This is a genomic window from Vibrio sp. 947, assembly GCF_033339115.1.
GTDB lineage: Bacteria > Pseudomonadota > Gammaproteobacteria > Enterobacterales > Vibrionaceae > Vibrio > Vibrio alginolyticus.
Genome location: NZ_JAWOTX010000018.1, coordinates 39215 through 60169, shown reverse-complemented (window position 1 = coordinate 60169; position 20955 = coordinate 39215). Strand labels below are relative to the sequence as shown.

General features: G+C 44.0%; 22 protein-coding genes. 14 read left to right on the top strand and 8 right to left on the bottom strand.

All coding sequences use genetic code 11. The features are described from left to right. Positions 1–176 precede the first annotated feature (176 nt). From R7Q39_RS20305 to R7Q39_RS20275, 7 genes are all read left to right on the top strand, one after another. A complete protein-coding gene (locus R7Q39_RS20305) occupies positions 177–545 on the top strand; it encodes a hypothetical protein (protein ID WP_031777210.1) in 369 nt (122 codons plus the stop codon). 9 nt (positions 546–554) lie between these two features. Next, complete coding sequence (locus R7Q39_RS20300; protein WP_318076718.1) at positions 555–1904, top strand: HlyD family type I secretion periplasmic adaptor subunit; 1350 nt, start codon at positions 555–557, stop codon at positions 1902–1904. A 3-nt stretch (positions 1905–1907) separates the two neighbouring features. After that, complete coding sequence (locus R7Q39_RS20295; RefSeq protein ID WP_318076717.1) at positions 1908–4139, top strand: response regulator; 2232 nt, start codon at positions 1908–1910, stop codon at positions 4137–4139. Next, positions 4114–5538 carry a TolC family protein gene (locus R7Q39_RS20290; protein ID WP_025768454.1) on the top strand — a complete coding sequence of 475 codons (1425 nt, stop codon included), beginning with the start codon at positions 4114–4116 and terminating at the stop codon, positions 5536–5538. Before R7Q39_RS20295 ends, R7Q39_RS20290 begins: the two co-directional genes overlap by 26 nt. Then, on the top strand, positions 5528–7114 hold the full coding sequence (locus R7Q39_RS20285) for an ATP-binding cassette domain-containing protein (RefSeq protein ID WP_258458024.1): 1587 nt from the start codon (positions 5528–5530) through the stop codon (positions 7112–7114). Before R7Q39_RS20290 ends, R7Q39_RS20285 begins: the two co-directional genes overlap by 11 nt. Beyond that, entirely contained in the window at positions 7111–9249 is a 2139-nt protein-coding gene (locus R7Q39_RS20280; protein ID WP_318076716.1) for an ATP-binding cassette domain-containing protein, read from the top strand. Before R7Q39_RS20285 ends, R7Q39_RS20280 begins: the two co-directional genes overlap by 4 nt. A 105-nt stretch (positions 9250–9354) precedes the next feature. Then, complete coding sequence (locus R7Q39_RS20275) at positions 9355–9729, top strand: hypothetical protein (RefSeq protein WP_238952544.1); 375 nt, start codon at positions 9355–9357, stop codon at positions 9727–9729. A 26-nt stretch (positions 9730–9755) separates the two neighbouring features. Here the strand turns inward: R7Q39_RS20275 and R7Q39_RS20270 are convergent, their stop codons facing one another. The 3 genes from R7Q39_RS20270 to R7Q39_RS20260 form a co-directional block, all read right to left on the bottom strand. Beyond that, a complete protein-coding gene (locus R7Q39_RS20270; protein ID WP_017635872.1) occupies positions 9756–10646 on the bottom strand; it encodes an RNA polymerase sigma factor RpoD/SigA in 891 nt (296 codons plus the stop codon). A 328-nt stretch (positions 10647–10974) separates the two neighbouring features. Further along, on the bottom strand, positions 10975–12417 hold the full coding sequence (locus tag R7Q39_RS20265) for a diguanylate cyclase domain-containing protein (protein ID WP_238952543.1): 1443 nt from the start codon (positions 12415–12417) through the stop codon (positions 10975–10977). Positions 12418–12646: 229 nt separating this feature from the next. Next, complete coding sequence (locus R7Q39_RS20260; RefSeq protein ID WP_017635870.1) at positions 12647–12943, bottom strand: alternative ribosome-rescue factor A; 297 nt, start codon at positions 12941–12943, stop codon at positions 12647–12649. A 365-nt stretch (positions 12944–13308) separates the two neighbouring features. Here R7Q39_RS20260 and R7Q39_RS20255 point away from each other — a divergent pair, with 365 nt between their 5' ends. The 4 genes from R7Q39_RS20255 to R7Q39_RS20240 all read left to right on the top strand — a co-directional run bounded on the left by R7Q39_RS20255 (position 13309) and on the right by R7Q39_RS20240 (position 15153). Continuing rightward, positions 13309–13518, top strand: a complete 210-nt coding sequence (locus tag R7Q39_RS20255; RefSeq protein WP_005375625.1) for a cold-shock protein — start codon at positions 13309–13311, stop codon at positions 13516–13518. An 89-nt stretch (positions 13519–13607) separates the two neighbouring features. After that, positions 13608–14153, top strand: coding sequence for a YaeQ family protein (locus R7Q39_RS20250; protein ID WP_005375627.1), 546 nt, complete (start codon positions 13608–13610; stop codon positions 14151–14153). Beyond that, on the top strand, positions 14140–14682 hold the full coding sequence (locus R7Q39_RS20245; RefSeq protein WP_318076715.1) for a hypothetical protein: 543 nt from the start codon (positions 14140–14142) through the stop codon (positions 14680–14682). Before R7Q39_RS20250 ends, R7Q39_RS20245 begins: the two co-directional genes overlap by 14 nt. Positions 14683–14793: 111 nt before the next feature. Then, positions 14794–15153 carry a glutaredoxin family protein gene (locus R7Q39_RS20240; RefSeq protein WP_005375631.1) on the top strand — a complete coding sequence of 120 codons (360 nt, stop codon included), beginning with the start codon at positions 14794–14796 and terminating at the stop codon, positions 15151–15153. A gap of 191 nt (positions 15154–15344) precedes the next feature. Here R7Q39_RS20240 and R7Q39_RS20235 read toward each other — a convergent pair whose 3' ends face one another. Continuing rightward, positions 15345–15971 (bottom strand): OmpA family protein, encoded by a 627-nt coding sequence (locus R7Q39_RS20235; RefSeq protein ID WP_025768460.1) that lies wholly within the window; start codon positions 15969–15971, stop codon positions 15345–15347. A gap of 282 nt (positions 15972–16253) precedes the next feature. Here R7Q39_RS20235 and R7Q39_RS20230 point away from each other — a divergent pair, with 282 nt between their 5' ends. Continuing rightward, complete coding sequence (locus R7Q39_RS20230; protein WP_042521488.1) at positions 16254–16886, top strand: thiol:disulfide interchange protein DsbA/DsbL; 633 nt, start codon at positions 16254–16256, stop codon at positions 16884–16886. Between the two features lie 13 nt (positions 16887–16899). Further along, a complete protein-coding gene (locus tag R7Q39_RS20225) occupies positions 16900–17373 on the top strand; it encodes an FKBP-type peptidyl-prolyl cis-trans isomerase (protein ID WP_005375638.1) in 474 nt (157 codons plus the stop codon). 82 nt (positions 17374–17455) lie between these two features. On the opposite strand, the gene cyoE is transcribed toward R7Q39_RS20225, so the two are convergent. Genes cyoE through R7Q39_RS20205 form a run of 4 tightly spaced genes read right to left on the bottom strand, consistent with a single transcriptional unit; the run spans position 17456 to position 20696 of the window. After that, positions 17456–18355 carry a heme o synthase gene (gene cyoE / locus R7Q39_RS20220; RefSeq protein WP_042521489.1) on the bottom strand — a complete coding sequence of 300 codons (900 nt, stop codon included), beginning with the start codon at positions 18353–18355 and terminating at the stop codon, positions 17456–17458. Then, a complete protein-coding gene (locus R7Q39_RS20215; RefSeq protein WP_064376784.1) occupies positions 18348–19367 on the bottom strand; it encodes a COX15/CtaA family protein in 1020 nt (339 codons plus the stop codon). The genes cyoE and R7Q39_RS20215 overlap by 8 nt, the downstream gene beginning before the upstream one ends. An 11-nt stretch (positions 19368–19378) precedes the next feature. After that, positions 19379–19915 (bottom strand): hypothetical protein, encoded by a 537-nt coding sequence (locus R7Q39_RS20210; RefSeq protein WP_064376783.1) that lies wholly within the window; start codon positions 19913–19915, stop codon positions 19379–19381. After that, a complete protein-coding gene (locus tag R7Q39_RS20205) occupies positions 19905–20696 on the bottom strand; it encodes an SURF1 family protein (protein WP_182039332.1) in 792 nt (263 codons plus the stop codon). Before R7Q39_RS20205 ends, R7Q39_RS20210 begins: the two co-directional genes overlap by 11 nt. Here R7Q39_RS20205 and R7Q39_RS20200 point away from each other — a divergent pair. After that, positions 20695–20931, top strand: a complete 237-nt coding sequence (locus R7Q39_RS20200) for a DUF2909 domain-containing protein (protein ID WP_005375504.1) — start codon at positions 20695–20697, stop codon at positions 20929–20931. The genes R7Q39_RS20205 and R7Q39_RS20200 overlap by 2 nt on opposite strands. Positions 20932–20955 lie beyond the last annotated feature (24 nt).

The following is a 20955-nucleotide window of genomic DNA, read 5'->3' as shown; positions in this document are numbered from 1 at the left end:
TCCGTTGCTTTTTAGCTAACTGATCGTATTTAGAGGCAGTAAAGGACACCATTTTTAGAAACCAACTTTTTTATACAACTTTTTTCATACCTTTCGAGTTCCATAAAAACAAAAAAATTTGAAAACCCAGTATAAAGATCCTTACTTGTTGTCATTAAAGCAATTAGTGCGGTGGGATAATGATAAATATGACAAATCTGTTGCGCTCAGTCGACAACAGCCATAAGGGGCTGCAATTGCTATTAGGCGATTTTTACCAAGATTTCAGTGATGCAGGGATTGATATTGAGATGCTGCATAAACAAAACCGTTTTGAAGCACTCAGATGTTATTCAAAAAGGCTAAAGACCATTCTCGTCTTGTTATGTGATGACGACTTACCACCAAAATTGGCAAAGCTTGAACACTTAAACAAACACCATTTCCCTGCTCCTAATGAATTGATCGAGGACGTTAAAACCGAGCTTAACAACGTAAACAAACAAATTAGCCAGCTGTTAAAAATCGAAAATTCAATCGATAGCCGCACAGGTAGTGAATCGTAGGGGTGGCTCATGAGTAATAAGCAAATAGAACATCACCTCAAAAAGGCGCTTGTTTCGAACAACGAAGCGTCGAAGGTAACAGCAGACGATACAATCGTGCTAGCCAGTGCAATGACCAGCGTACACAAAACCTTGCTGGTTATCTTTTTGCTTTCCATGGTGGCTATCGCCGTGGCATCTCAGGCTCGTATCGACATTGTGGTGTCGGTGCGCGGTGAGCTATTGCTCGAATCTGACATCGAAAAAGTGCAACACCTTGAAGGCGGTATTCTAGAAGAAATGCTAGTGCGCAAAGGCGAAGTGGTTTATGAAGGTCAGCCTATTGCACGCCTTCGCTCTCTGGATAGAAACACTCAACTTGATACGGTAAACACAGAGATCATTCAGCTTGAGCTAGACAAGATTCGTTACGAAAGCCTGCGCGATATGGTGGAACCCGATTTTTCTGCCTACATCGAAAAGTACCCAGAATTAGTGCAAGTCAACATGAATACCTGGCAGCAAGAATTTTCTAAAAACCGTTCCAATGAAGAGTTGATCACTCACGATATCCAACATAAGAATTCGCTTATTGATTCAATGCTCAAGCGCCGTAAAAGCTCCGATAACCAGCTCTCCTTAATACGCAAGCAGCTCAATATTAAGAACACCTTGTACAAAGAGGAAATGGCGTCTTACGTCGATGTTCTGAATATGCAGGTTCAAGAGTCAAACATGGTGCGTGAGATAGAAAACCTTGATGAGTCGGTCATGAATGAGCGCTTCCAACTCGACAAACTAGAGAAGCAGTACCGAGACTTGGTGGAGAATCGTAATACCGAGTATCAAGCACAAATCATTCAAGCAAACAAGGACTTAAAGTTGAAACGTATATTACGTCCTCAACACTCAGATAAAGTGGATCGCCTCGTGGTTTACGCCCCTATTGACGGTGTAGTAGATAAAGTGCACTTCAACTTCCGCTCCGCTGTGATACCGCCAGGTGAAAGCATCGCGGACATTGCACCGATCAATAACGCCCTTCACGGAGAGGCGAAGATCCCGCGTAAAGACATGGGTTTTGTAGAAATCGGACAAGCGGTCAAAGTGAAGATGGATACCTACAACTTTGCCAAATACGGATTTTTGGAAGGTCGAATTGCATCGATCAGCCGTTCTTCTTATGAAGAAGAAGACGCTGAATTCTATCTCGCGGAAATCCAAATCAGTCAAAACTATCTAGAGCGCGGAGGCACACAATACAAGCTGTCCCCTTATATGGAGTTTACCGCAGACGTGAAAACAGGTTCACGCCGGGTGATCGAATACGCAGCGAAGCCGGTTATGTCGGCTATCGAAGACGCATTCGATGAGAGGTGATGGATGAGTAGCAAACCTTCTTACAATATTTCCGTTCCTGTTATGCGCCTAAGCATTGCTTTCAGCTTGATGCTGGCTGCCCTCGCCTTTTATTTGTATATATCTTGGGAAAAAGTGGATTCAGTCGAGAAAGTGCAAAACGCGCCTCTGTTGGTTCAAGCTCAACAGCTCAACCAAACTATCGAGTTTGATATTCAAACGCTTCAACGCTGTTTAAGCGCACGTTATTGCAGTACAACAGAGCTTGATTTTGAGGTTCTGAAAGACGAAATTGACCAATTTAAGTCGCTCGCGTCACTCAACAAAACCGAGTTTAGCTTGGTGGGCGCGACCGAATACACGCAGCTTGAACTGGCAATCAATCGCTTCTCAGACAGCCAAAAAACACGCGACGATGTGTTGGCACTGTACCTCTCGCTCACCAATAACTACCTACAAATGGACGACAACTACCGGACCATATTTAACAACCATGCGAGCGACCTAATGATGGAGAAAAACGAGTTCTTCATTTGGTTGTTTGTGGTCGTTGTCGTACTGGTTGGTATCGCAGTGCTATCGAACTTGGTGGCAATCCTTAAACTGAAAAAATCCAGCTCGAATGAGCGTGACATTGACCAAGAATTCGATGAGCTTTATCAAGAGCTCAAACAACTGGATTTACAAAGGTTGGAAGAGTTGCTGAATGAAGTGAGCATCAATCCTAAGCAGCGTCAGATCTACTCTCACCTAAAACTGATTTTCAGCAAACTCGAAGAACAAAAACGCAATAACGATCTCTACAAGCAGCTCTATGCTCTGATTGGTTACGAGATTCGTGGCATCACCAACACCATTAACGGCGGCGTGCAATATCTCGTTCAAGAGACCGATGAGAGCGGAGTGTTGATGGCGCAAGATATAACCTCGGCTGCCAATACCCTGTCTGAATTGGCAGAGAACTACAACCGACTCATTTCACAAGGGACCGAGAGCAAATCGAAAGAGTTTTCACTGCTGAATGTACTGTCTGAATTGATGATTCACATCAGTTCAAAAGTGCAGCGAAATGAAGGTGAGCTAGACTGCTTTATCTCGGATAACCTACCAAACCGTGTTGAAGGACAATCCACCAGCTTATTCTGGGTGTTGTTCCTACAGCTATCAAATGCCATCCAACTCAAAGCCGACAAGAAACTGTTTGTCACCATTGAATCTGGGGCGGCGTCAGACATTGAAAACACCCGCTTGACCATCAATCTAAACTTCTTAACCACGCTGGATGTGCCGTTTGCCAAGCTCAATACCCTACACTGGAGCGACCATAAACAGCACACAGCAACCAAAGACGATTTGGCGAAAAGCGTGTTGAAAGATTATGGCTATTACGAGAGCCATTGGTATCAATCGGGCAATCAGGAACGTTTTCAAATTCAGCTCGATTTGAAAGCCAAAAGCTTCCACACCGAGAAAACTCGCTTCGACAATAAACGTTTGTTGCTATGTGCCAACTCTCAGCTGCGCATTGATGTAATGAACAAAATGTTGGCCAACTTAGGATTAGAGATCACACCAATTCGCACCCCGAACGAGCTCTTCTCTGCTGCAAAAACCTTTGGCGAATACGATGCCATTATGCTGACCGACACGTTCGAGCCAAACAAGCTGCCCTCACTGAGCAAAACGGTGAAGTCGCAACTGCGCAATCACCCGAACACTAAGTTGTTGCTTTCAGTTACTAGCACTCAGCAAGCACAAGAGAGCCATACCTTTGTCGACAAGATTCTGAACTCTCCTGCGATTCCATATGAGTTCATCCCTAACCTGTTAGCAATCATGGAAGCGGAAGCCTCTGAAGATCAGATGGAGAACAGCTCATTCCTGATTGTTGAGGATGACCGTGTTCAACAGATTCTACTCAAACGTATTTTGAGCAAGCAAGAATACGAAGCCGACACCGTTGGCGATGGCGCAGACGCCGTTCAGCACTTCATGAATCAGCGCTCGGACATCATTTTTATGGACTGCATCATGCCAGGCATGGGCGGTATTGAAGCAACCAAACGCATTCGACAATACGAACAAGAGAGCGGACAGAACCCTTGCACCATTATAGGTGCGACAGCATTGACCAGCAGTAATGAACACCAAGCTTGTATCGAAGCTGGAATGGATTACGTGATCAGCAAACCTTATAAAAACGACGAAATCATCAAGGTGATCAACAAGTATGTGGCGGTACAGAAACTTAACTAGCTGTGTATTGGCAGCGCTTACATTGAGCAACGCTCCTTCGGCAATGGCGACCACCTTGCTTGAGGCGGTCAAACTCGGCTTGGAAAACAATTTATCTCTGCGCGCTAGTGACAAAGGCGTGGAAGAAAACGAATACAACATCGACATTAGCCGTTCTAAGTTTCTACCCTCTTTAAACGGTGCTGCTGATACCACATGGAATGAAAACGAAACCATATTAACGGGAACACCGGATACACGTTCTAGCTACAACTCGAACAGCTACAGTGTGTCTTTATCCCAATCGGTGTTTAACCTTGGTGACATCTTTAAATACGGCACCGCGAAGCTTGATTTCAACATTGAAGAAATCAAACACGAGAACAAAATCCAGAGCACCATTTCTGAAATCGCGACGCAATATTTCGAATACCTCAAAAACAACGCGCAAATCAAAGCCACCCAAGTAGAACTTAAATCGTCTGAAACACGTGAGCGCCAAATGCGTCGCAACGTGGAACTTGGCAACACTGCGGCGAGCGAGTTGTATGAGGTAATTGCCCAGAAAGAAGGCATTGCCAATCGCTTAAGAACCTTAGAGAAAGACCGGCGCGTAATTTTGAACGGTTTAGAGATTCAAGTTCAATACCCAGTCACCCCATCACAGGACATCTACGAAAGCGTGCCCTTGGCGGAAATCAGCGAATCCGAACAACGTGAGATTCTTGAACAAGCTTTGAAGCTCAATAACGACTTATTGGTTGCGAAGAAAACCGTCGAGCGCAGCCGAAGAGGCTTGAAAGAAAGCGGTTCAAACTTTGTGCCGACCGTATCGCTCTCTGCCAGTTACCGTTACGACGATGCGAACAACTATGACCGAACCGACCCAACCGCAACAGGGGACAGTAACTCGACCAGCGTCGGGTTGAACTTGAATGTGCCAATTTTCTCCGGCGGTTCGGATTACTACGGTTATCAAAAATCGTCGACTGCCATCGAGCGAACCGAGCTGCTGTACCAAGATTCATTGTTCGCGACGCGCAATAGCGTTAACACCTCAGTACTCAACATTAACGACTTCTCCCGCGCCATCAGCAGTTACGAGAACATCATCCGTGCCAACTACTCTTCCTACAAAGGCATTCAACGCGCCTATCAGCTTGGTACGCGAACCATTACCGACTTACTGGCAGCGGAAAGTAAACTGTTCAGCGCACTACGTGATTACGAGAGCGCGCGCTATGACTACATCATTGAATCGATCAATCTTGAGCAAATCAAAGGCATGCTATCGGTTCAATCTATCGAAAGCATCATGCAGTTGATGAGCGATATCGAAGGCAGAAGCAATCAAGACTTAGTTCCAAAACACCTTCTCTCTAAACCATCGATTAAGAAAGGAGGTCGCAATGCAAACTGAGCACTTTTCCCAAAAGATTAACTTTGCTGACAAGTGTTATCTGACTTTCTCAACGGTCATCTCAACACTGTTTGGTTTAGTGCTGCCCTTTTCGATTCTTATTATCTTTGACCGTGTTTTACCTAACCAAGCCAAAGACACGCTGTTTCTTCTGTTTGCCATTATCTTGATCACCATCTTCCTCGACTATCACTTAAAGAATCAGGAAGAGAAGATTTCGTCGGTGATCATGAAGCAATTCGAAACCAACTTAACCAACAAGGTGTTTCAATCAATCTGTTTGGCTGAGATATCGAAGTTTCGTCGTCTAGAACCCGGTGAATACCTAGAGCGTATTGCGACCATTCCAGAGATTAAATCCTTCTTTGGCGGAGAATCTGTACGGGCATTGATCAACCTTGCCGTCAGCATACTGACCATTCTGATTATCGGTGTGATCAACATTTGGGCGGGAGTGACCATCTTGCTCGCCTCCATCATTTTGGCGGTGTTCGCACTCAGTCTTTCCAAGCAGAAAATCAACAGCTTAGAAAACAAATCCGACATCGAAGGCTTAACTACTTCTAAAATCATCGAGATCATCTCTAGCCCACTCGATATCAAAGCGCGCAATATGGAATATCGCGTTGAGAGCTTGATGACACAAATGGTGGAAGAACGTGAAGTCGAGAACATCAAATACGAGCAAATTGAATCAAACTTCAACCTTATCTTGTCGCTCATACAACAGCTCTCCATCGCTTGTGTGGTGGTGGTTTTGGCAACGGCAGTTATCAACATGCAATCGAGCCAAGGCATCATGGCTGCCATCATCATGCTTACCAACCGCTACTTCGCGCCATACCAGCAAGTAATGCGCACGGTGAGTCGATGGGAGTTGAACAAGCTTCATATTCAACGTATCGCCGAGCTGCTTGAGCTTGCTGCATCTATAGAACAACAAAACGACACGACGGAAGTCGAGCGCATCTCGGTGAAGTATTCGGAAAAACAACGCATTGAGTTTGAACGCGGTCAGGCTTACTTGCTGACGGGGAAAAGCGGCGCAGGTAAAACCCACCTCGCCAATTGCATTACGCGGCAAAACACCGACAGCAAGCTCGATATCCAAATCAACGAGACACCGCTCGATGACGTCAACTACAACGTCTGGCGTAATAGCGTGCTCATGGTCGACAAAAGCAGTTCGTTCGTCGAAGGCACCATCATCGACAACTTGACTTGTTTCCGCCCGAGCTTAAATAACACGGCATTTGCGCTTTGCGAAACCATGAACATCAAGGCACAAATCGATGCCCTTCCCGCTGGTTTTTACACCGAGCTTAAAGGACATTTACGCAACCCATTCTCGCGCCAAGTCGCTTATGCCTTGTTGTTAGTGCGTGCCTTACTCGCTAACAAACGTGTGTTGATCTTCGACGACATCGACTGTGTTTATGATGACGACTTTGCTCGATTGGTTTTGACCAGCACCGCCTATCGCGCCAACGACAAAATCCTCATCATCGTCAGCAACAAGATGGACAAACTCAATCACCGCCTCAAACGCGTCAAACTTACCGGAGGTGACCAATGAGTATTTTGGTTGATTTTAACAATGTCCCTCAGCGCTTGTTGGACTTTGAGGCTCGCAGTTATGACGAGCGATACAATGAGTCACCTTTGATTCGTGGTTTAGCTTACACCCTCATAGCGCTTGAATGGGAAGGCACACCTCCTATCCTCAGCGACGCTTTTATCCCCAAACCAAAAGACAGCGACAGTTTTATCGCTACGATTGAACGCCTTGGTTACCGTTGTGACGTCACCAAACTAAAAACGTTGGAGCACATCGAGGGGCATCCTCATCCTTGTTTTATCGAGATAGAAAACCTCACTGCGATTTTCTTGGGCACTAAAGACGGCAAACTGATCCTGTTTGATTACACAAATAACAACACCATTGAATACCCGCTCTGCAAGAAGCCGTGCTTGTTGGTCTCGATCAGCGAATACTCCCGCTTATTCCGAGAACCGCCACCTGAATCTCAAGACCGCAGTAACTGGATTAAATACGCGTTTTATCGCTACAACAATGAACTCAAAAGCCTGATTATTCTCAGCTTCGTGGTCAGCATTCTCGGCGCACTCCAGCCCTTTTTTATTATGAGTGTGTACAACTTCGCCTTAACCTCTAGCTCGCAAGCCACGCTTTATTGGCTCACGTTATTTGCTGTGATTGTTGGGTTCTCGGAATACTTTTTCAAGAAAATGCGGGTCAACATCATCGCCACATCAGGAAAGGATTTGGCGGTGCATATTTCTCAAAACGTAATATCCAAACTGTTGTGGCTTCCTTATTCGATGACATCTACCGCTGGTGTCTCTTCTCAGTTAGCACGATTGAAGGACATCGACACTTTCCGCCGTTTGGTAACCGCAGAGTCAACATTAAGCTACTTCGACATGCCGTTTGTTATCGTATTCATTATTGCCATTGCTCTTATGTCTGGTACCGCAGCGCTAGTCGTTATGGCGGGGTTGATTCTAATGTTGGTGTTCTGTGTTTATTCTCGTTACATCTACTCGCAAGCCACGTCCAAGAGCTCTCGCGCCAACGCCATGGTTTCTTACCAATGGAATGAGATTCTTCGTGGTATAAAAACCATCCAAGGCTTGCCATTATTGCGTGTTATCCAGTCCCGCTTTAGCGCATCGCATTTACAAAGCACCAACGATGCAGAACATGTTTCAGTGACTAATAGCAGGGTTCAGGCAGCAGGCGGGAGTTTGATTCAGGTTATTGGTACCGCAAGTATCGTCGCGGCCGTTATCGGCGTGATGGACGGCACCTCCGATGCAGGTGCAATGCTTGCTACCGTAATTTTAGTCTGGAAGGCGTTGGGGCCAATTATGGGCATCTACAACTCTATTTCTAAGTTCCAATCCATTAAGGCGTCTTCTGCGCAAATCAACAACCTTATGGCGATGAATGACGATAAGCTAACGTTAGAGAAAAGCCCCCCTATTCGCCTCTTTCAAGGTAGTATCGTCGGCTCTGGTGTGAGCCATCGTTATAGTGGTGCGGCAACAGGCTTAACTAATCTTGGTTTTAAAATTCCACCGGGCGCAAAAGTCGTGATTTGTGGACCAACAGGTTGCGGTAAAACGACGCTCATCTCTATTATCGCTGGGCTAGAGGAACGCTATCAAGGCTCAGTTTCGGTGGACGGTTATAACATCAAACAGTTCAACAGTTACCGCTATCGAACCTCGATTAACTACATCCCGTTTAACCTGCATATTTTTGAAGGCTCCTTGGAGACTAACTTCATCTTGCATAATGGATTAATCCCAACAGAAAAAATGCGTGAAATGGTGAGTTTCTTTGAGCTCGATACATGGTTACCACAAGGCCTGGACACTCAATTGAGCGTTGATATCTGTAAAAGTTTACCAAATGGTATTCAACAAAGACTGCGGCTCGCATTAGGGCTAGGCAACTGCGAACAATCTTTGATTATCATTGACGAGCCATTTAATGGTGCAGAGCAAGAAAACTCCCACTATTTCAAGCGGTTATTTAGCGACAAACTACTCAATAAGACCGTTATTTTCTCAACGAATGATCCGGGCATGATCTCTACATCCAACATGAGCTTAGTCTTGGAGCCAGATGGCAACCTGAAATATTTCGGGTTAACCGATAAGTACTTAAAAAGTCTAAGTTAAGTTCGGAATGTGGTGTGGTTCATCATTCATACTTGAGCACGGTCATTGACAAAAATGTAAACGATGAGACTATTTACTCTGTAAGCGCGTACACTAAGGAATCCGATGTATACATTTGTTGCAGACAAATTGGATGTGGTTTATTTATCAACAATACCAGAAAACTACCAGTTACAAGACTTCGATGTGCCTGAAGAAGAACTCGAAATTCGTGAAATTGTAGAGGTATGGTATGAGTCTGCGTTTCTACCTGACTTTAACCTTCAACACATCGACATCGAAAACAAAACCGCATTAGTCGAGACACAAGCGCAAGTCGTAAACAACTACACAAGTACGCTCGCTTTTTTACTCAAAAGTCGCACTTATCGCGCAGCACTTAACCGATTATTGAGTGTATGGAGATTGGAGGCAGCAGCTAAAGCACAGCTTGAGCTGCTGTTACTTACGGAAGAACAGAGTAGCAAGCCAGTAAATTAATCGGCTAGGATAAGGGGCTAAAAATCTTAAACCCAACCATCGAATCGGAGACGTTTCTGCACGCGTTCAACCGCCTCTATCTGCATCTGACGAACACGCTCGTTAGATACGTTTAATAACAGGCCTATTTCCGACAAGGTTTTCACTCTCTGGTCAAATAATCCGAATCGATGGATCAAGACTTTCTGCAACTTAGTTGGCAAAGTTTTAATAATATTTTCAATAGCTTGAGTAAAGCACTGGTTTTCACAGTCTTGTTGTGGATCTGGCGTATACTCACTTTCACACAGTTCAAGAACAAATGGAACACGATGTAGGTCCGCCGTGGTCGATACATCAATAAACCCACTTAGAGCAACAAGTTCATCTATGCGCTCTGCTTTCACCCCTGAGCAGCGTGAGAGTTCAGAAATAGACAACTCCTTGCTCTCACTTTTTGACGCATCGAGCTTTTTTAAAGCCAGGCTATTTATCTCTTTGCACACATGAGCAGGTAAACGTACCGTGCGGCCATTGTTCATTAATGCCGCTTCTATATTCTCGCGAATCCACCATACCGCATAAGTAGAAAAACGGTAGCCTGGCTCAGGATCGAACTTATCGACCGCTTTTATCAAACCAATGTTACCTTCTTCTATTAAATCGAGCAGAGTAAAGTTATTACCTGGCCGTTTGAGGTAACCTTTTGCGATTTTCACAACAAGTCGAAGATTAGACTCAATCAACATTTCGCGCGCTTCTTCATCACCAGCTCGATTAAGTTTGGCGTAATGCAACTCCTCTTCACGAGACAACAAATCAATGCCCACAATATCTTTGAGATAGTGAGCATAAGGGTCTTTCCCAACTGACAACGATTCTTTCATTGACAGTTCATCCGTGACAGCTCGGAACCTAGCAAAGCATTCGTTGTTCATTCCCCGTCCTTCTCAAGCCAACTTATTTCTTATCTTCTTTAATTGTTTTTGTACAACACCGTATGCATCATGCTTTATATGCATTACTTTACACTGAGTGTAGACAGGGGTTCTGATCTTTACCAAGAAATCACTTATCACTTTAAAACAATTACTGCTTCTATGATAAAAACGTGAGCAGGCGGGGGTTTATATATATGAGAGTGCAAGTATTTGTACGCAAATTGGCCTCAAAGAAAACAACGCAACGTGATCGTCAACGCTTACCACCTTACTCTGACTAAAACTTTGAGGCTTGAGGATGGTTTGAAGTATCAGTTGAATTAGCTTAATTCACTTGACGAAGCGCAGGTAGAAGCTGACAGTCTGTTATAACTTGGAAAACTGCACGATTCTTTCCTTCAGACTTACCTTGATACATCAACTCGTCAGCATCTTGCAAGCTCACGATGTGGGTAAACTCAGGATAGTAAGCACAGCCCAAACTGATACTCAAATGAATTGCTTGTCCGCCCAGTATAACAGGCTGATCGTAAACGGCTTTACAAAGCATATTGGCAAAATTGAGCGCTTCTCGCTCTGACAGAGAAGACGTAACGAGTGCGAACTCTTCTCCTCCAATTCTCGCCAATGTCATTCGGTCATCAGTCATCGACTTAGCGGCTTCTGCGATGGCAACTATTGCTCGGTCTCCAGCAAGGTGGCCATATCGATCATTGATTGATTTAAAATCATCAATATCAAACACCATCACCGTTAAGTTTCGCTTCAAATGATTCAGTAGCGCCAATTGCTCAATCAGGTGTCTACGGTTGTATAGCTTTGTGAGAGAATCCGTCAACGTCATCTCTAGCAATTGCTGATTGGCAATCGTTAATTGCCTTGTCCGAAGAGCAACCATACGTTTGAGGGCAAAAATATGATAAAGCGTTGCGACCGCCATAATGAAAATAGCAATAGGGAAAAGATAAAGTGGATAAACCGTTTTCACCAGACTCCAACGGGTGAGGATCCGCTCACGATCCGTATCGATGACTTTTTCAAACGCTCGTGATACCTCTAAAATGGAAGTTGCACTGTGCATTCCTGCTGCAATCCGAAGATCTTTACTATATAAGCTAATTGTCGGGACAAACATACCCGCTCCCGGCGTGGTTGCCATATAAAAGTTAGCAACTTGCAGGTCCGCAACGAAGTACAGCACCTTTTTATCGACGGCGGCTTGTATCATCGAATCATTGTTAATGTATTCTGCGATAGGTGCATTCGGATAATTCGTCTGAACAAACTCAGACTCGTAACTTCCTTTAACAACGCCAATTGGCAGCGTCATTTCGCCAGTTAAAACACTCCTGATATCAACCGAAAGTACATCTTTATTTACGTACAATTTGGTTTGGATAGGCATTATGACTGCGCCAAAGTCCATATACTTCGCCCTTTCGGGCGAGTAGACAAGTCCTCCGTGAAAGTCAGCCTTACCCTCTTTTACGGCTTGCAAAGAAGCATCCCAATCCAAAAGGAGAAACTGAACGTCGATTTGGTTGTTCACCGCGTACTCTTTCCAAAAGTCGATTAAAATACCTTTAGGTTCACCATCTGGGCTAAGGTAAGAGAACGGCTTCCACGCTTTGGAGTTAGCAACAATTAAAGAATGAGACTCTGACTTGTGTGCATGCGCCATCGGACAAATGGACAGCCACAGTAGTAATAAAGAAGCACACGCTTTTTTACATTTGCAACCATAAGTACCATAACTCGTCGATGACATACCTACTTCTCACCAGTCTTTTTAAACCATAATCTCGGCTGTTTGATTAGACTAAAGATATAGTAGAGTTGCATAAGACAGGAAGTGACGCTTATTGATATGAATCTAACTTAGTAAGTTTTAGTACTTAATTGGTACTTTCAACGCCTAGTTCGCTGAAGCAGTTGAAGCAGTTGAAGCAGTTGAAGCAGTTGAAGCAGTTGAAGCAGTTGAAGCAGTACATGATAAATTAGGAAAACTTATCTGGTACTAAAAATTGAATATCATCAGTTTTGCAAACACCTAGTACCAACAAAAAAGCCCTATTCAAAATCCACCTTGGGGAGAACTTTGAATAGGGCTCTTTGCCTCTATGCTTCATTTTACGGCTGAAGCTACCTTTACCTTTTTTCGCTTTAACGACTCGTGTTTGGAACAGCTGACTGGTAACAACCGCTTTTAACGCGTTGTCTTTGATTTCACCTCTGCCGAAGTCGGTCTCATGTTGTGAGCCACTCGGTTGAGGACTGATTTTACGCTTTGCCATAAATCCTCCTTAATGGTCGAACCAGATTGGACAATAATTATATAAATAAGTCAAATTTATAGATTTAGTTGAATTTTATGCTAAAAAACTTCACATCACCGTCATTTATTTGAAATTTAATCAAAAACATGCTGGTTAAATAGTGACTAAATACAAATATTTGTCCATAAAGCACTAATATATGTTGACTCTTCGTGGAATTAACCTAGACTCAAACACGGCTAGAAAGAAAGTTCTTTGTTTTCACATTTCGTTGGATTACTTGTAACCCGTCGTCCTGTGGTACGCAATAGCAATTTATTTTTCCACGCTATAAGCGCCGTTGAGGCGAAAGATTACATTATTTAGATATTTAGGAAATAGACATGTCTAACACAGCTACTGGCACAGTTAAGTGGTTCAACGAAACTAAAGGCTTCGGTTTCATTCAACAAGAAAACGGTCCTGACGTATTTGCTCACTTCTCTGCAATCACTGGTGACGGCTTCCGTACTCTAGTTGAAGGCCAGAAAGTAGAATTTGTTATCTCTCAAGGTCAAAAAGGCCCTCAAGCAGAGCAAATCAAAGTACTTTAATTCTTAAAGAATTTGATACGATAGCCAGCTTTTAAAGCTGGCTATTTTTTTGCCTAAAACTTATTTTGCCAACAAAACGATATAAATCCATGGCTCTTAAACCAACCATTTACAAATTTCGTATCGCCATTTCCGATATGAATAATGACTATTACGATTCTAAAAATCTAACTATCGCCCTTCATCCTTCTGAAAAGCCGCAACGAATGTTGGCTCGCATTCTAGCTTACTGTTTAAATGCTCAAAGCAATCTGGAGTTTACAAAAGGACTCTCTACGATTGAAGAGCCTGATTTATGGCATGTTGGCGATGATCAAAGCATTACTCACTGGATTGAAATTGGCGAACCAGAACCAGACAGAATTAAGAAAGCTTCTCGCCTCGCAAAGCATGTAAAAGTTTACACTTATAACACCAAAGCGGCTGTCTGGTGGGACAAAATGTCAGGAAAGTTCTCAATGCTTCCCGTCAACGTAGAGAGCTTTGACTATGACGCTATCGACTTGATTTGTCAGCATCTTGACCGAGGTACTAGCCTTTCTGTTATGATTACTGGCAGCTCAATTTTTGTTGATATCAATGATCAACATATCGAAGTAACGGTGAAGGAACTAAAAAACCATGACGTCTCTTAGTGAACTGAGTCAAGAGATGGGATTTGAAGAAATCCCCTTTGTTAAAGAACATAAAGCAGCAAAGCGGCGTTGGTTAAAAGAACAGTCACAACTATTTACAAAAGTTTGTGAGAACAAACCCACAACAGCACCTACTCTTCACCTGCTTGGCCTTTTGACCAAATCACATATTGAAGCAAGTGCTAACTACGAGCAACATGCTCACTCTACCCAGCGTATGCAGCAAGTTCTGACTGACTCCTTGGGTAATGAGCTCGCGGATAAGTTTACTAACCAATCTGCTGAAGACCTAATCTTATTCACCCACCTTTGGTTATACACGCAAGGCTATTTAAATATGGATTTCAGCTTGGCGCACGATCATGCCGAGCAGACTCAAAATACATTGCAGCATGAGCTTGTCATAAAACGCATGGACGTTGATGCATTCAGAACCGAACTCATGCAAAGTTTTTATCAAGGTAAAGAAGCCCGTCCGGCTTCAGCAAGTGGCTTTTGGGGTTGGTTTAAACGTCTATTTTCCGCATAAAATACATGGTTTTATCCATTTCAAACAACTGATAGACTTCACGCTCAGTGCAACAAGCATCATGATTGCATTCTTAAAGGACAGTTACCCAATGAACGTCAAGGGATCATTATGAAGTTTATCCGTTGGATTTTAGGCAAGGTTATCTTATTGCTGAACGCGGTGTTCTCACCTCGTGGTATTAAGCGCACCGCAGAAGAACAGCAACGTATTGATGAAAAAGCGAAACAATACGCACTTTACCAATTTGAAGCCTGCCCTTTTTGCGTAAAGGTCCGCCGTGCAATGAAGCGTCAATCGGTGAACATTGAGCTACGTGATGCAAAAAATAATCCTACTCATCGAGCTGAACTAGAGCAAGGTGGTGGGCGAGTTAAAGTCCCTTGCCTTCGTATCGAAAAAGATGGCGAAACACAGTGGTTATACGAGTCATCTGACATCGTCGCTTACGTTGAAAAAGAATTTGCCTAAGTTCCCCCTATGAACATTGGCGGATGTAAAAGAGGCACCTAACGGTGCCTCTTTTCTATTTTTTCTAGCTAAATGTTGCCGTGCGAGCTTTCCTTATTCAGTCTTCTTGCTCAACTCCGAACTTAAACTCCACTAAGCAAATAACGGGTATGCAAGAACAACACAACGAAGATTACCACCCAACGTCTGCGTTATTCATCCACGATCAATGTTAGCTCTACGCGCCGATTGCAAGCTTTACCACTCGCTGTCGCATTGCTGCACTTCGGTACATACTCTCCGAAGCCTCTAGAAAACACTCGTTGACGTGGAATACTCGTCGCCAATAATTGTTTTTCTACTTCACGAGCTCGCTTTTCAGATAGCGTGTCGTTGAAACTTTCAGCTCCCGTACTATCCGCATGACCATCAATCACGACATCAACATCAGTTCTTCCCGCCAGATAGTGACCAATGTTTCGAATCCAGTCTTGAGATTGAGCAGATAACCGTGCAGAGCCCGTTTGAAAATGCACTTGCTCTTTCAAACGTATCATCAGGTGACCACCACTGAGCGTCTCGTGAGGAATGTTATGCCTGCTCAGGAACATTTCCAGAGAGGTCACGTTTTGCGACTTTTTTACTGACGCCCTCGCCGTTTGATATGAACGAGGGGAAGAAGCCACATTGGATGCGCTCGGGTATCCCCATTCTGGGTGTCTCAGCTCAGTGTTTGATTTAGGAGCTGTATCTAAAATGTTCCCACCTGGGACCATATCTTGATCGAGGCTACTGCACCCGGCCAGAATGCCACAAACAATTAAAAACCAATGCTTCATACCATTACCAACGTAGAAAAACTCTTGTTCATTGTGTCGACAAAACACGCCGAATCTTTAGCGCTTTTGTCCACCGATTGGTTTGTCTATGCAGCGTTCATGCCACTGGAGTCAATGCCAAATCATCTCTCAAATAAAAAGCAACACTAAAATACCCTACCCTTACAGCCCATACGTCAGGCTAAGTCTGTTACCAATGGTCTCACTTTATTGTTATTTAATGGTTTTAGTCACTATCGTTAACCGATAAACTAACGCAAATTTCTCATTTAGAGCACTACTATGTTAAAAACCATATCGAAAGGCTTTGCTGTTGTTGTTGCCGTAATGGCTTTGTCGGCATGCGATAGCGGCAAGAGTCAGCCTCAGCAAGGCAAACAATACGAAGTTTTGCCAGTATCCCTTGAAGAATATGATTTAGCTCCCCTGACTGAAGCATTCTCTTTAACTTGTGGCCACTGCCGCTCAATGGAAGAGTTTGTCCCTCAAATTGAATCATTGACCGATCAAAGCGTTGAAAAAATGCATGTAACGTTCAATGAAAGTGCACAAGTGAGCGCCATCATCTTTTATACTGCCGTAATGCAGCTTGAATCAACACCAGATAAAGCGTTTATGGCAGATCTTTTTACTGCTGTGCAAATGGGTGCCGATGCAACGGCTGAGGAACGCCAAATCGCTGTTGAGAAAGCCTTTGAGTCTCGCAACCTTATCAGCCCTTACCATTTAGATGAAGCACAGCAAAAAGCGCTGTTTGAGTACATCACTAAGGCAGAAGCGATCACCACGCGAGGCCAAATTAACTCCGTTCCAGCCTTTATCGTAAACGGAAAATATCAAGTAATTACTGGTGGTCATGACAGCGTTGAAGCCATGGCAGAAACCATCAACTTTTTGCTAAAACAACCTAAATAGACAAGGAGATTACGTGTCTAAATTTTTGTTTCCTCTTATTATTTTTATTTTGGCGGGCTTTTTCATTTACCGTACTTGGACAAACCATAAAGTAGCAGATGAAAACTTTGCCAAAGGCCAAGCATTCTTACTAGAAAATGCGAAAAAAGAAGGCGTCATCACAACAGAAAGTGGCCTTCAATACATGGTTCTTGAAAAAGGCGAAGGTGAGGTTCACCCAACGGCAACAAGTAAAGTAAAAGTACACTACCACGGCACCTTGATTGATGGCACGGTATTCGATAGCTCTGTTAATCGTGGTGAGCCGATTTCATTTGGTCTTAACCAAGTCATTAAAGGCTGGCAAGAAGGTCTACAATACATGGTAGAAGGTGAGAAAATCCGCCTTTTCGTACCAAGCACGCTTGGCTATGGTAAGAGTGGCTCTGGCCCAATTCCACCAGCAAGTGTTTTGATCTTTGATGTTGAACTGCTAGAAATTCAATAAATCTAGAAAGCTTTGTCTTAAAGCCAAAGTATCAAAACCAAAAACGCCGCGAACCACGCGGCGTTTTCTGTTTTAAGAAAGGTTAAAAACCAATATAGTGATCCGAAAGCAATGCAATGAACAACGCCAAAAGATGATAGATAGAGAATTTAAACGTCTCCATCGCGGTATTTGGCTCTGGTGCATATTTTAGCTTCCATGCATGGTACATAAAGCCAGCATTGAGGAGTAGCGAGGCAAAAAGATACACCACGCCGACCATACCAACCAAAACCGGTAGGACACAAACCAAAGTCAATAGCACCGTATACAACAGAATAGAAGTTTTGGTGTACTCAATGCCGTGTGTCACTGGCAGCATGGGAATATCTACCTTGCGGTAATCCTCGACACGATGAATAGCCAGAGCCCAAAAATGTGGTGGCGTCCAGATAAAAATGATCATTACGAGCAGCCAGGCATTCGCATGTAATTGCCCTGTTACAGCAGTCCAACCGAGAAGAGGCGGCATCGCACCGGCAATCCCTGCAATGACGATATTTTGGGGCGTAGCACGTTTGAGGTACATTGTGTATACCATCGCATAGCCGAGCAAACTCATCAAAGTCAACCATGCCGTCAGCGGGTTGACTATCGCATAGAGAAGTACAAACCCTAAGACACCTAAAACTGTAGCGAAGGCTATCACCGATGATGGTTTAGTCTCACCCGATGGCAATGGTCGTTTGTGTGTACGTGCCATTCTCGCATCAATTCGGCGGTCAATTAGATGATTAAACGCTGCCGCAGACCCTGCCATCAGACCAATCCCCGTTAGGCCAACTACCGCCTGCAACCAGGGGAAATCATCAACCGGGGCTAAGCTCATACCTACTACTGCCGTCACCAACATTAACGCCACCACTTTAGGTTTCGTTAACTTCAAATAAACGGAACTTAGTCGCTTTCGCCCATTTAACGACAGCGCGATTTCTTTACTCATAGCGAACTCCTTTCGCGGTGTAATTCCAAGCCGTTTTACCCTGCCACAAGTAAAACTGGCTAACACAAACGAGACTCAACATAACAGCGGCACCAAGGTTGTGCGCCACCGCGACATAGATAGGAAGTTGAAATACTACGTTGCTTACACCCAGCATAATTTGGCACACCAGAGTGAATAACAACCACCCTCCAATTCTCTGTGAATGATGAGAATCTTGCCTCATAAGCCCAATACTATAAGCCAATACCACGGTGGCGGTAACAATAGCGCCTATACGATGAGTGACGTGTATAGTCATTCTTGCCGGATACTCCAAGACACCAAATTCATAATTCTCGAATCCAGTTTGCCAGAAAGAAAACGCTTCTTTCCATGAGAGATGGCTCATCCAGTCTCCCTCACAAATCGGCAGTGTGGTACACATCAGCGCAGCATAATTTGACGAAGTCCATCCTCCAAGGAGCACTTGCACCAAAACAACCAGAAAAACCAACAATGAAAAGCCTCTCAGAGAGCTAGAAGATGGAGAGAAATAGAGATTGTTTTGCGCTTTTAATTGGCAGTAAAAAATCGCCTGTAACGCCAATAAAACAAAACCACCGAGCAAGTGAAGCATCACGATGACGGGCATTAATTTAAGAGTAACTGTCCACATTCCCAAAAGTGCCTGCCCAATCACCAATACGCTTAGCAACATCGGAATGGTTGAATTTACACGCTCAGACCTTACTGATATCGCTGCCATCGCAAAAATGACTAAACCTAACGTTCCCGCAAAATAGCGATGAATCATCTCAAGCCATGCTTTCTCATGCTCTACTGCCCGCTCGGGGAAGTTCAGGTTAGCACGTATGACGTCTTCTTCTTGATGCGGTACAGAAAAGTGCCCATAACAACCAGGCCAGTCCGGGCAACCTAACCCTGCATCTGAAAGGCGAGTATATGCCCCTAATATGATCACCACGAGAGTTAGCAGCAAACTGAATCTAACCAACTGAATTAATTTCATATGCACTTCCTCTAACCGACTCGTGACAGTTTTAAGAGCTTGCGTAAGTCCGCCAACATACCTTTATTCAATAGGACTAAGTCCTCATTTGGTTTCGGCGAGTAAGACATCACCAGTTGCCCAAGAGGATCAACGATCAATATTTGCCCAGGTTTCACTTTAGCGGTAACCAATTCATTCATTTGCATCGCTAACATCGATACTTCCATGGGTTCTGAATGCTCAGTCTGCCAAACGACTGGCACTACTCGCTCTTGATACTTACCTAAAGCAACATGGCTTTGCTGAAGCAGGTAAAGCTGCTGTTTACACTGTTCAGTGCATTCGTTAGGCAATACATAAGCGAGTTGCCAACCATGGTCTTTGAGAGGTGACTCTTGACCAAGCTGCTCTAACGTCGTATATGGTTCGACTAACTCGCCTCTATTGGTCACTCCGCTTTGATACCACCCTTGTGTGAGAATGACTTTTGCAATGACAGCGGGAAGCGCGAACGTACAAACCAGCGCAATCAACATTAGTCGTCCTTTGGTTACTTTAGATGTCATGCTTCACCTCCATGTGACGCAACTTTTTTTGCCAACGAACAAAAACAATTAAAGTCAGTATTAAGAAAACACCTGCCATCGAAAACCATTGAATCGAATAGCCAAAATGTTTGGCACTATTGAGTGGCAATGGATTCCAAGGAAAGTCATAGGGCCAACGAGTTAAATTGTCTGGCTGCAAGACTGCGGGCATAAGTTCAATATTCAGTAGCTGATTCAATTGCGCGATGTTTAGGTTTTGCACGCGAATAACATCGCCAACTTCCGGCATTAACTCTGAACTCAGTGGATTAGTAGATTTTCGGTACAGGCGTCCTGTGATGAAAGTCGAATTATCGAGTTTGGTGACCGTTGGTAACACTGAGCGTTCTGCTCTTCCCTCGACAAAACCAAGCTCCAATAACGCATAGGCACTAGGCTCATCGATCGTCAATACAATCTGAAATGCTAAATATCCCACACTGCCTTGATGCGTTTGGTTGTCTAACAAAATTACGGGAAACGCCTGAGGAACAACATTAACTTCCACTTTTTTCCCGAGGATACTTTCCTCTCGCCAGTCGTTGTCTTCAAGAACGACGCTTAGTGCTTGGTACGCACTATCCGCACGCGCGAGAATGGCTTGTTCCAATGCTTGTTTTTCTTGCCCTCTCTCAAACTGCCAAAAACCCAGTTTGACCAAAAGAGAAAACACAACCACAGTTAAACCAACTGCAACCCAAAACCGTTTCGATAGCCATAATTGTCTTGATAACAACAATGATGAAACCGGAGGTGCCATGTCCACCGTATTTCTATTCAAACTGACGCTTGTCCTTTTGCTGCTTTTCATTATCTTCAACCTCGCAAAAGCGCTTATCGAAATGGTTCGTGAAGACCCAGATAATCCTGAAAAAAGAGACAAACCCATGAGTCATTACTTAGGCCGTCGAGTCATGTTCTCCGCTTTGGTGGTCGTCCTTTTGCTTATTGCGCTCAGCTCGGGTTGGCTAGCACCAAACCCTCGCCCTTATTAGTCGAACCAAGAGTTCACACTGCGC

What these genes read in the sequence shown, in the direction of transcription:
- R7Q39_RS20300 (WP_318076718.1), top strand. Translation starts at nt 555, where the DNA reads ATGAGTAATAAGCAAATAGAACATCACCTCAAAAAGGCGCTTGTTTCG.
- R7Q39_RS20295 (WP_318076717.1), top strand. Translation starts at nt 1,908, where the DNA reads ATGAGTAGCAAACCTTCTTACAATATTTCCGTTCCTGTTATGCGCCTA.
- R7Q39_RS20290 (WP_025768454.1), top strand. Translation starts at nt 4,114, where the DNA reads ATGTGGCGGTACAGAAACTTAACTAGCTGTGTATTGGCAGCGCTTACA.
- R7Q39_RS20285 (WP_258458024.1), top strand. Translation starts at nt 5,528, where the DNA reads ATGCAAACTGAGCACTTTTCCCAAAAGATTAACTTTGCTGACAAGTGT.
- R7Q39_RS20280 (WP_318076716.1), top strand. Translation starts at nt 7,111, where the DNA reads ATGAGTATTTTGGTTGATTTTAACAATGTCCCTCAGCGCTTGTTGGAC.
- R7Q39_RS20275 (WP_238952544.1), top strand. Translation starts at nt 9,355, where the DNA reads ATGTATACATTTGTTGCAGACAAATTGGATGTGGTTTATTTATCAACA.
- R7Q39_RS20270 (WP_017635872.1), bottom strand. Translation starts at nt 10,646, where the DNA reads ATGAACAACGAATGCTTTGCTAGGTTCCGAGCTGTCACGGATGAACTG.
- R7Q39_RS20265 (WP_238952543.1), bottom strand. Translation starts at nt 12,417, where the DNA reads ATGTCATCGACGAGTTATGGTACTTATGGTTGCAAATGTAAAAAAGCG.
- R7Q39_RS20260 (WP_017635870.1), bottom strand. Translation starts at nt 12,943, where the DNA reads ATGGCAAAGCGTAAAATCAGTCCTCAACCGAGTGGCTCACAACATGAG.
- R7Q39_RS20255 (WP_005375625.1), top strand. Translation starts at nt 13,309, where the DNA reads ATGTCTAACACAGCTACTGGCACAGTTAAGTGGTTCAACGAAACTAAA.
- R7Q39_RS20250 (WP_005375627.1), top strand. Translation starts at nt 13,608, where the DNA reads ATGGCTCTTAAACCAACCATTTACAAATTTCGTATCGCCATTTCCGAT.
- R7Q39_RS20245 (WP_318076715.1), top strand. Translation starts at nt 14,140, where the DNA reads ATGACGTCTCTTAGTGAACTGAGTCAAGAGATGGGATTTGAAGAAATC.
- R7Q39_RS20240 (WP_005375631.1), top strand. Translation starts at nt 14,794, where the DNA reads ATGAAGTTTATCCGTTGGATTTTAGGCAAGGTTATCTTATTGCTGAAC.
- R7Q39_RS20235 (WP_025768460.1), bottom strand. Translation starts at nt 15,971, where the DNA reads ATGAAGCATTGGTTTTTAATTGTTTGTGGCATTCTGGCCGGGTGCAGT.
- R7Q39_RS20230 (WP_042521488.1), top strand. Translation starts at nt 16,254, where the DNA reads ATGTTAAAAACCATATCGAAAGGCTTTGCTGTTGTTGTTGCCGTAATG.
- cyoE (WP_042521489.1), bottom strand. Translation starts at nt 18,355, where the DNA reads ATGAGTAAAGAAATCGCGCTGTCGTTAAATGGGCGAAAGCGACTAAGT.
- R7Q39_RS20215 (WP_064376784.1), bottom strand. Translation starts at nt 19,367, where the DNA reads ATGAAATTAATTCAGTTGGTTAGATTCAGTTTGCTGCTAACTCTCGTG.
- R7Q39_RS20210 (WP_064376783.1), bottom strand. Translation starts at nt 19,915, where the DNA reads ATGACATCTAAAGTAACCAAAGGACGACTAATGTTGATTGCGCTGGTT.
- R7Q39_RS20200 (WP_005375504.1), top strand. Translation starts at nt 20,695, where the DNA reads ATGTCCACCGTATTTCTATTCAAACTGACGCTTGTCCTTTTGCTGCTT.
- R7Q39_RS20205 (WP_182039332.1), bottom strand. Translation starts at nt 20,696, where the DNA reads ATGGCACCTCCGGTTTCATCATTGTTGTTATCAAGACAATTATGGCTA.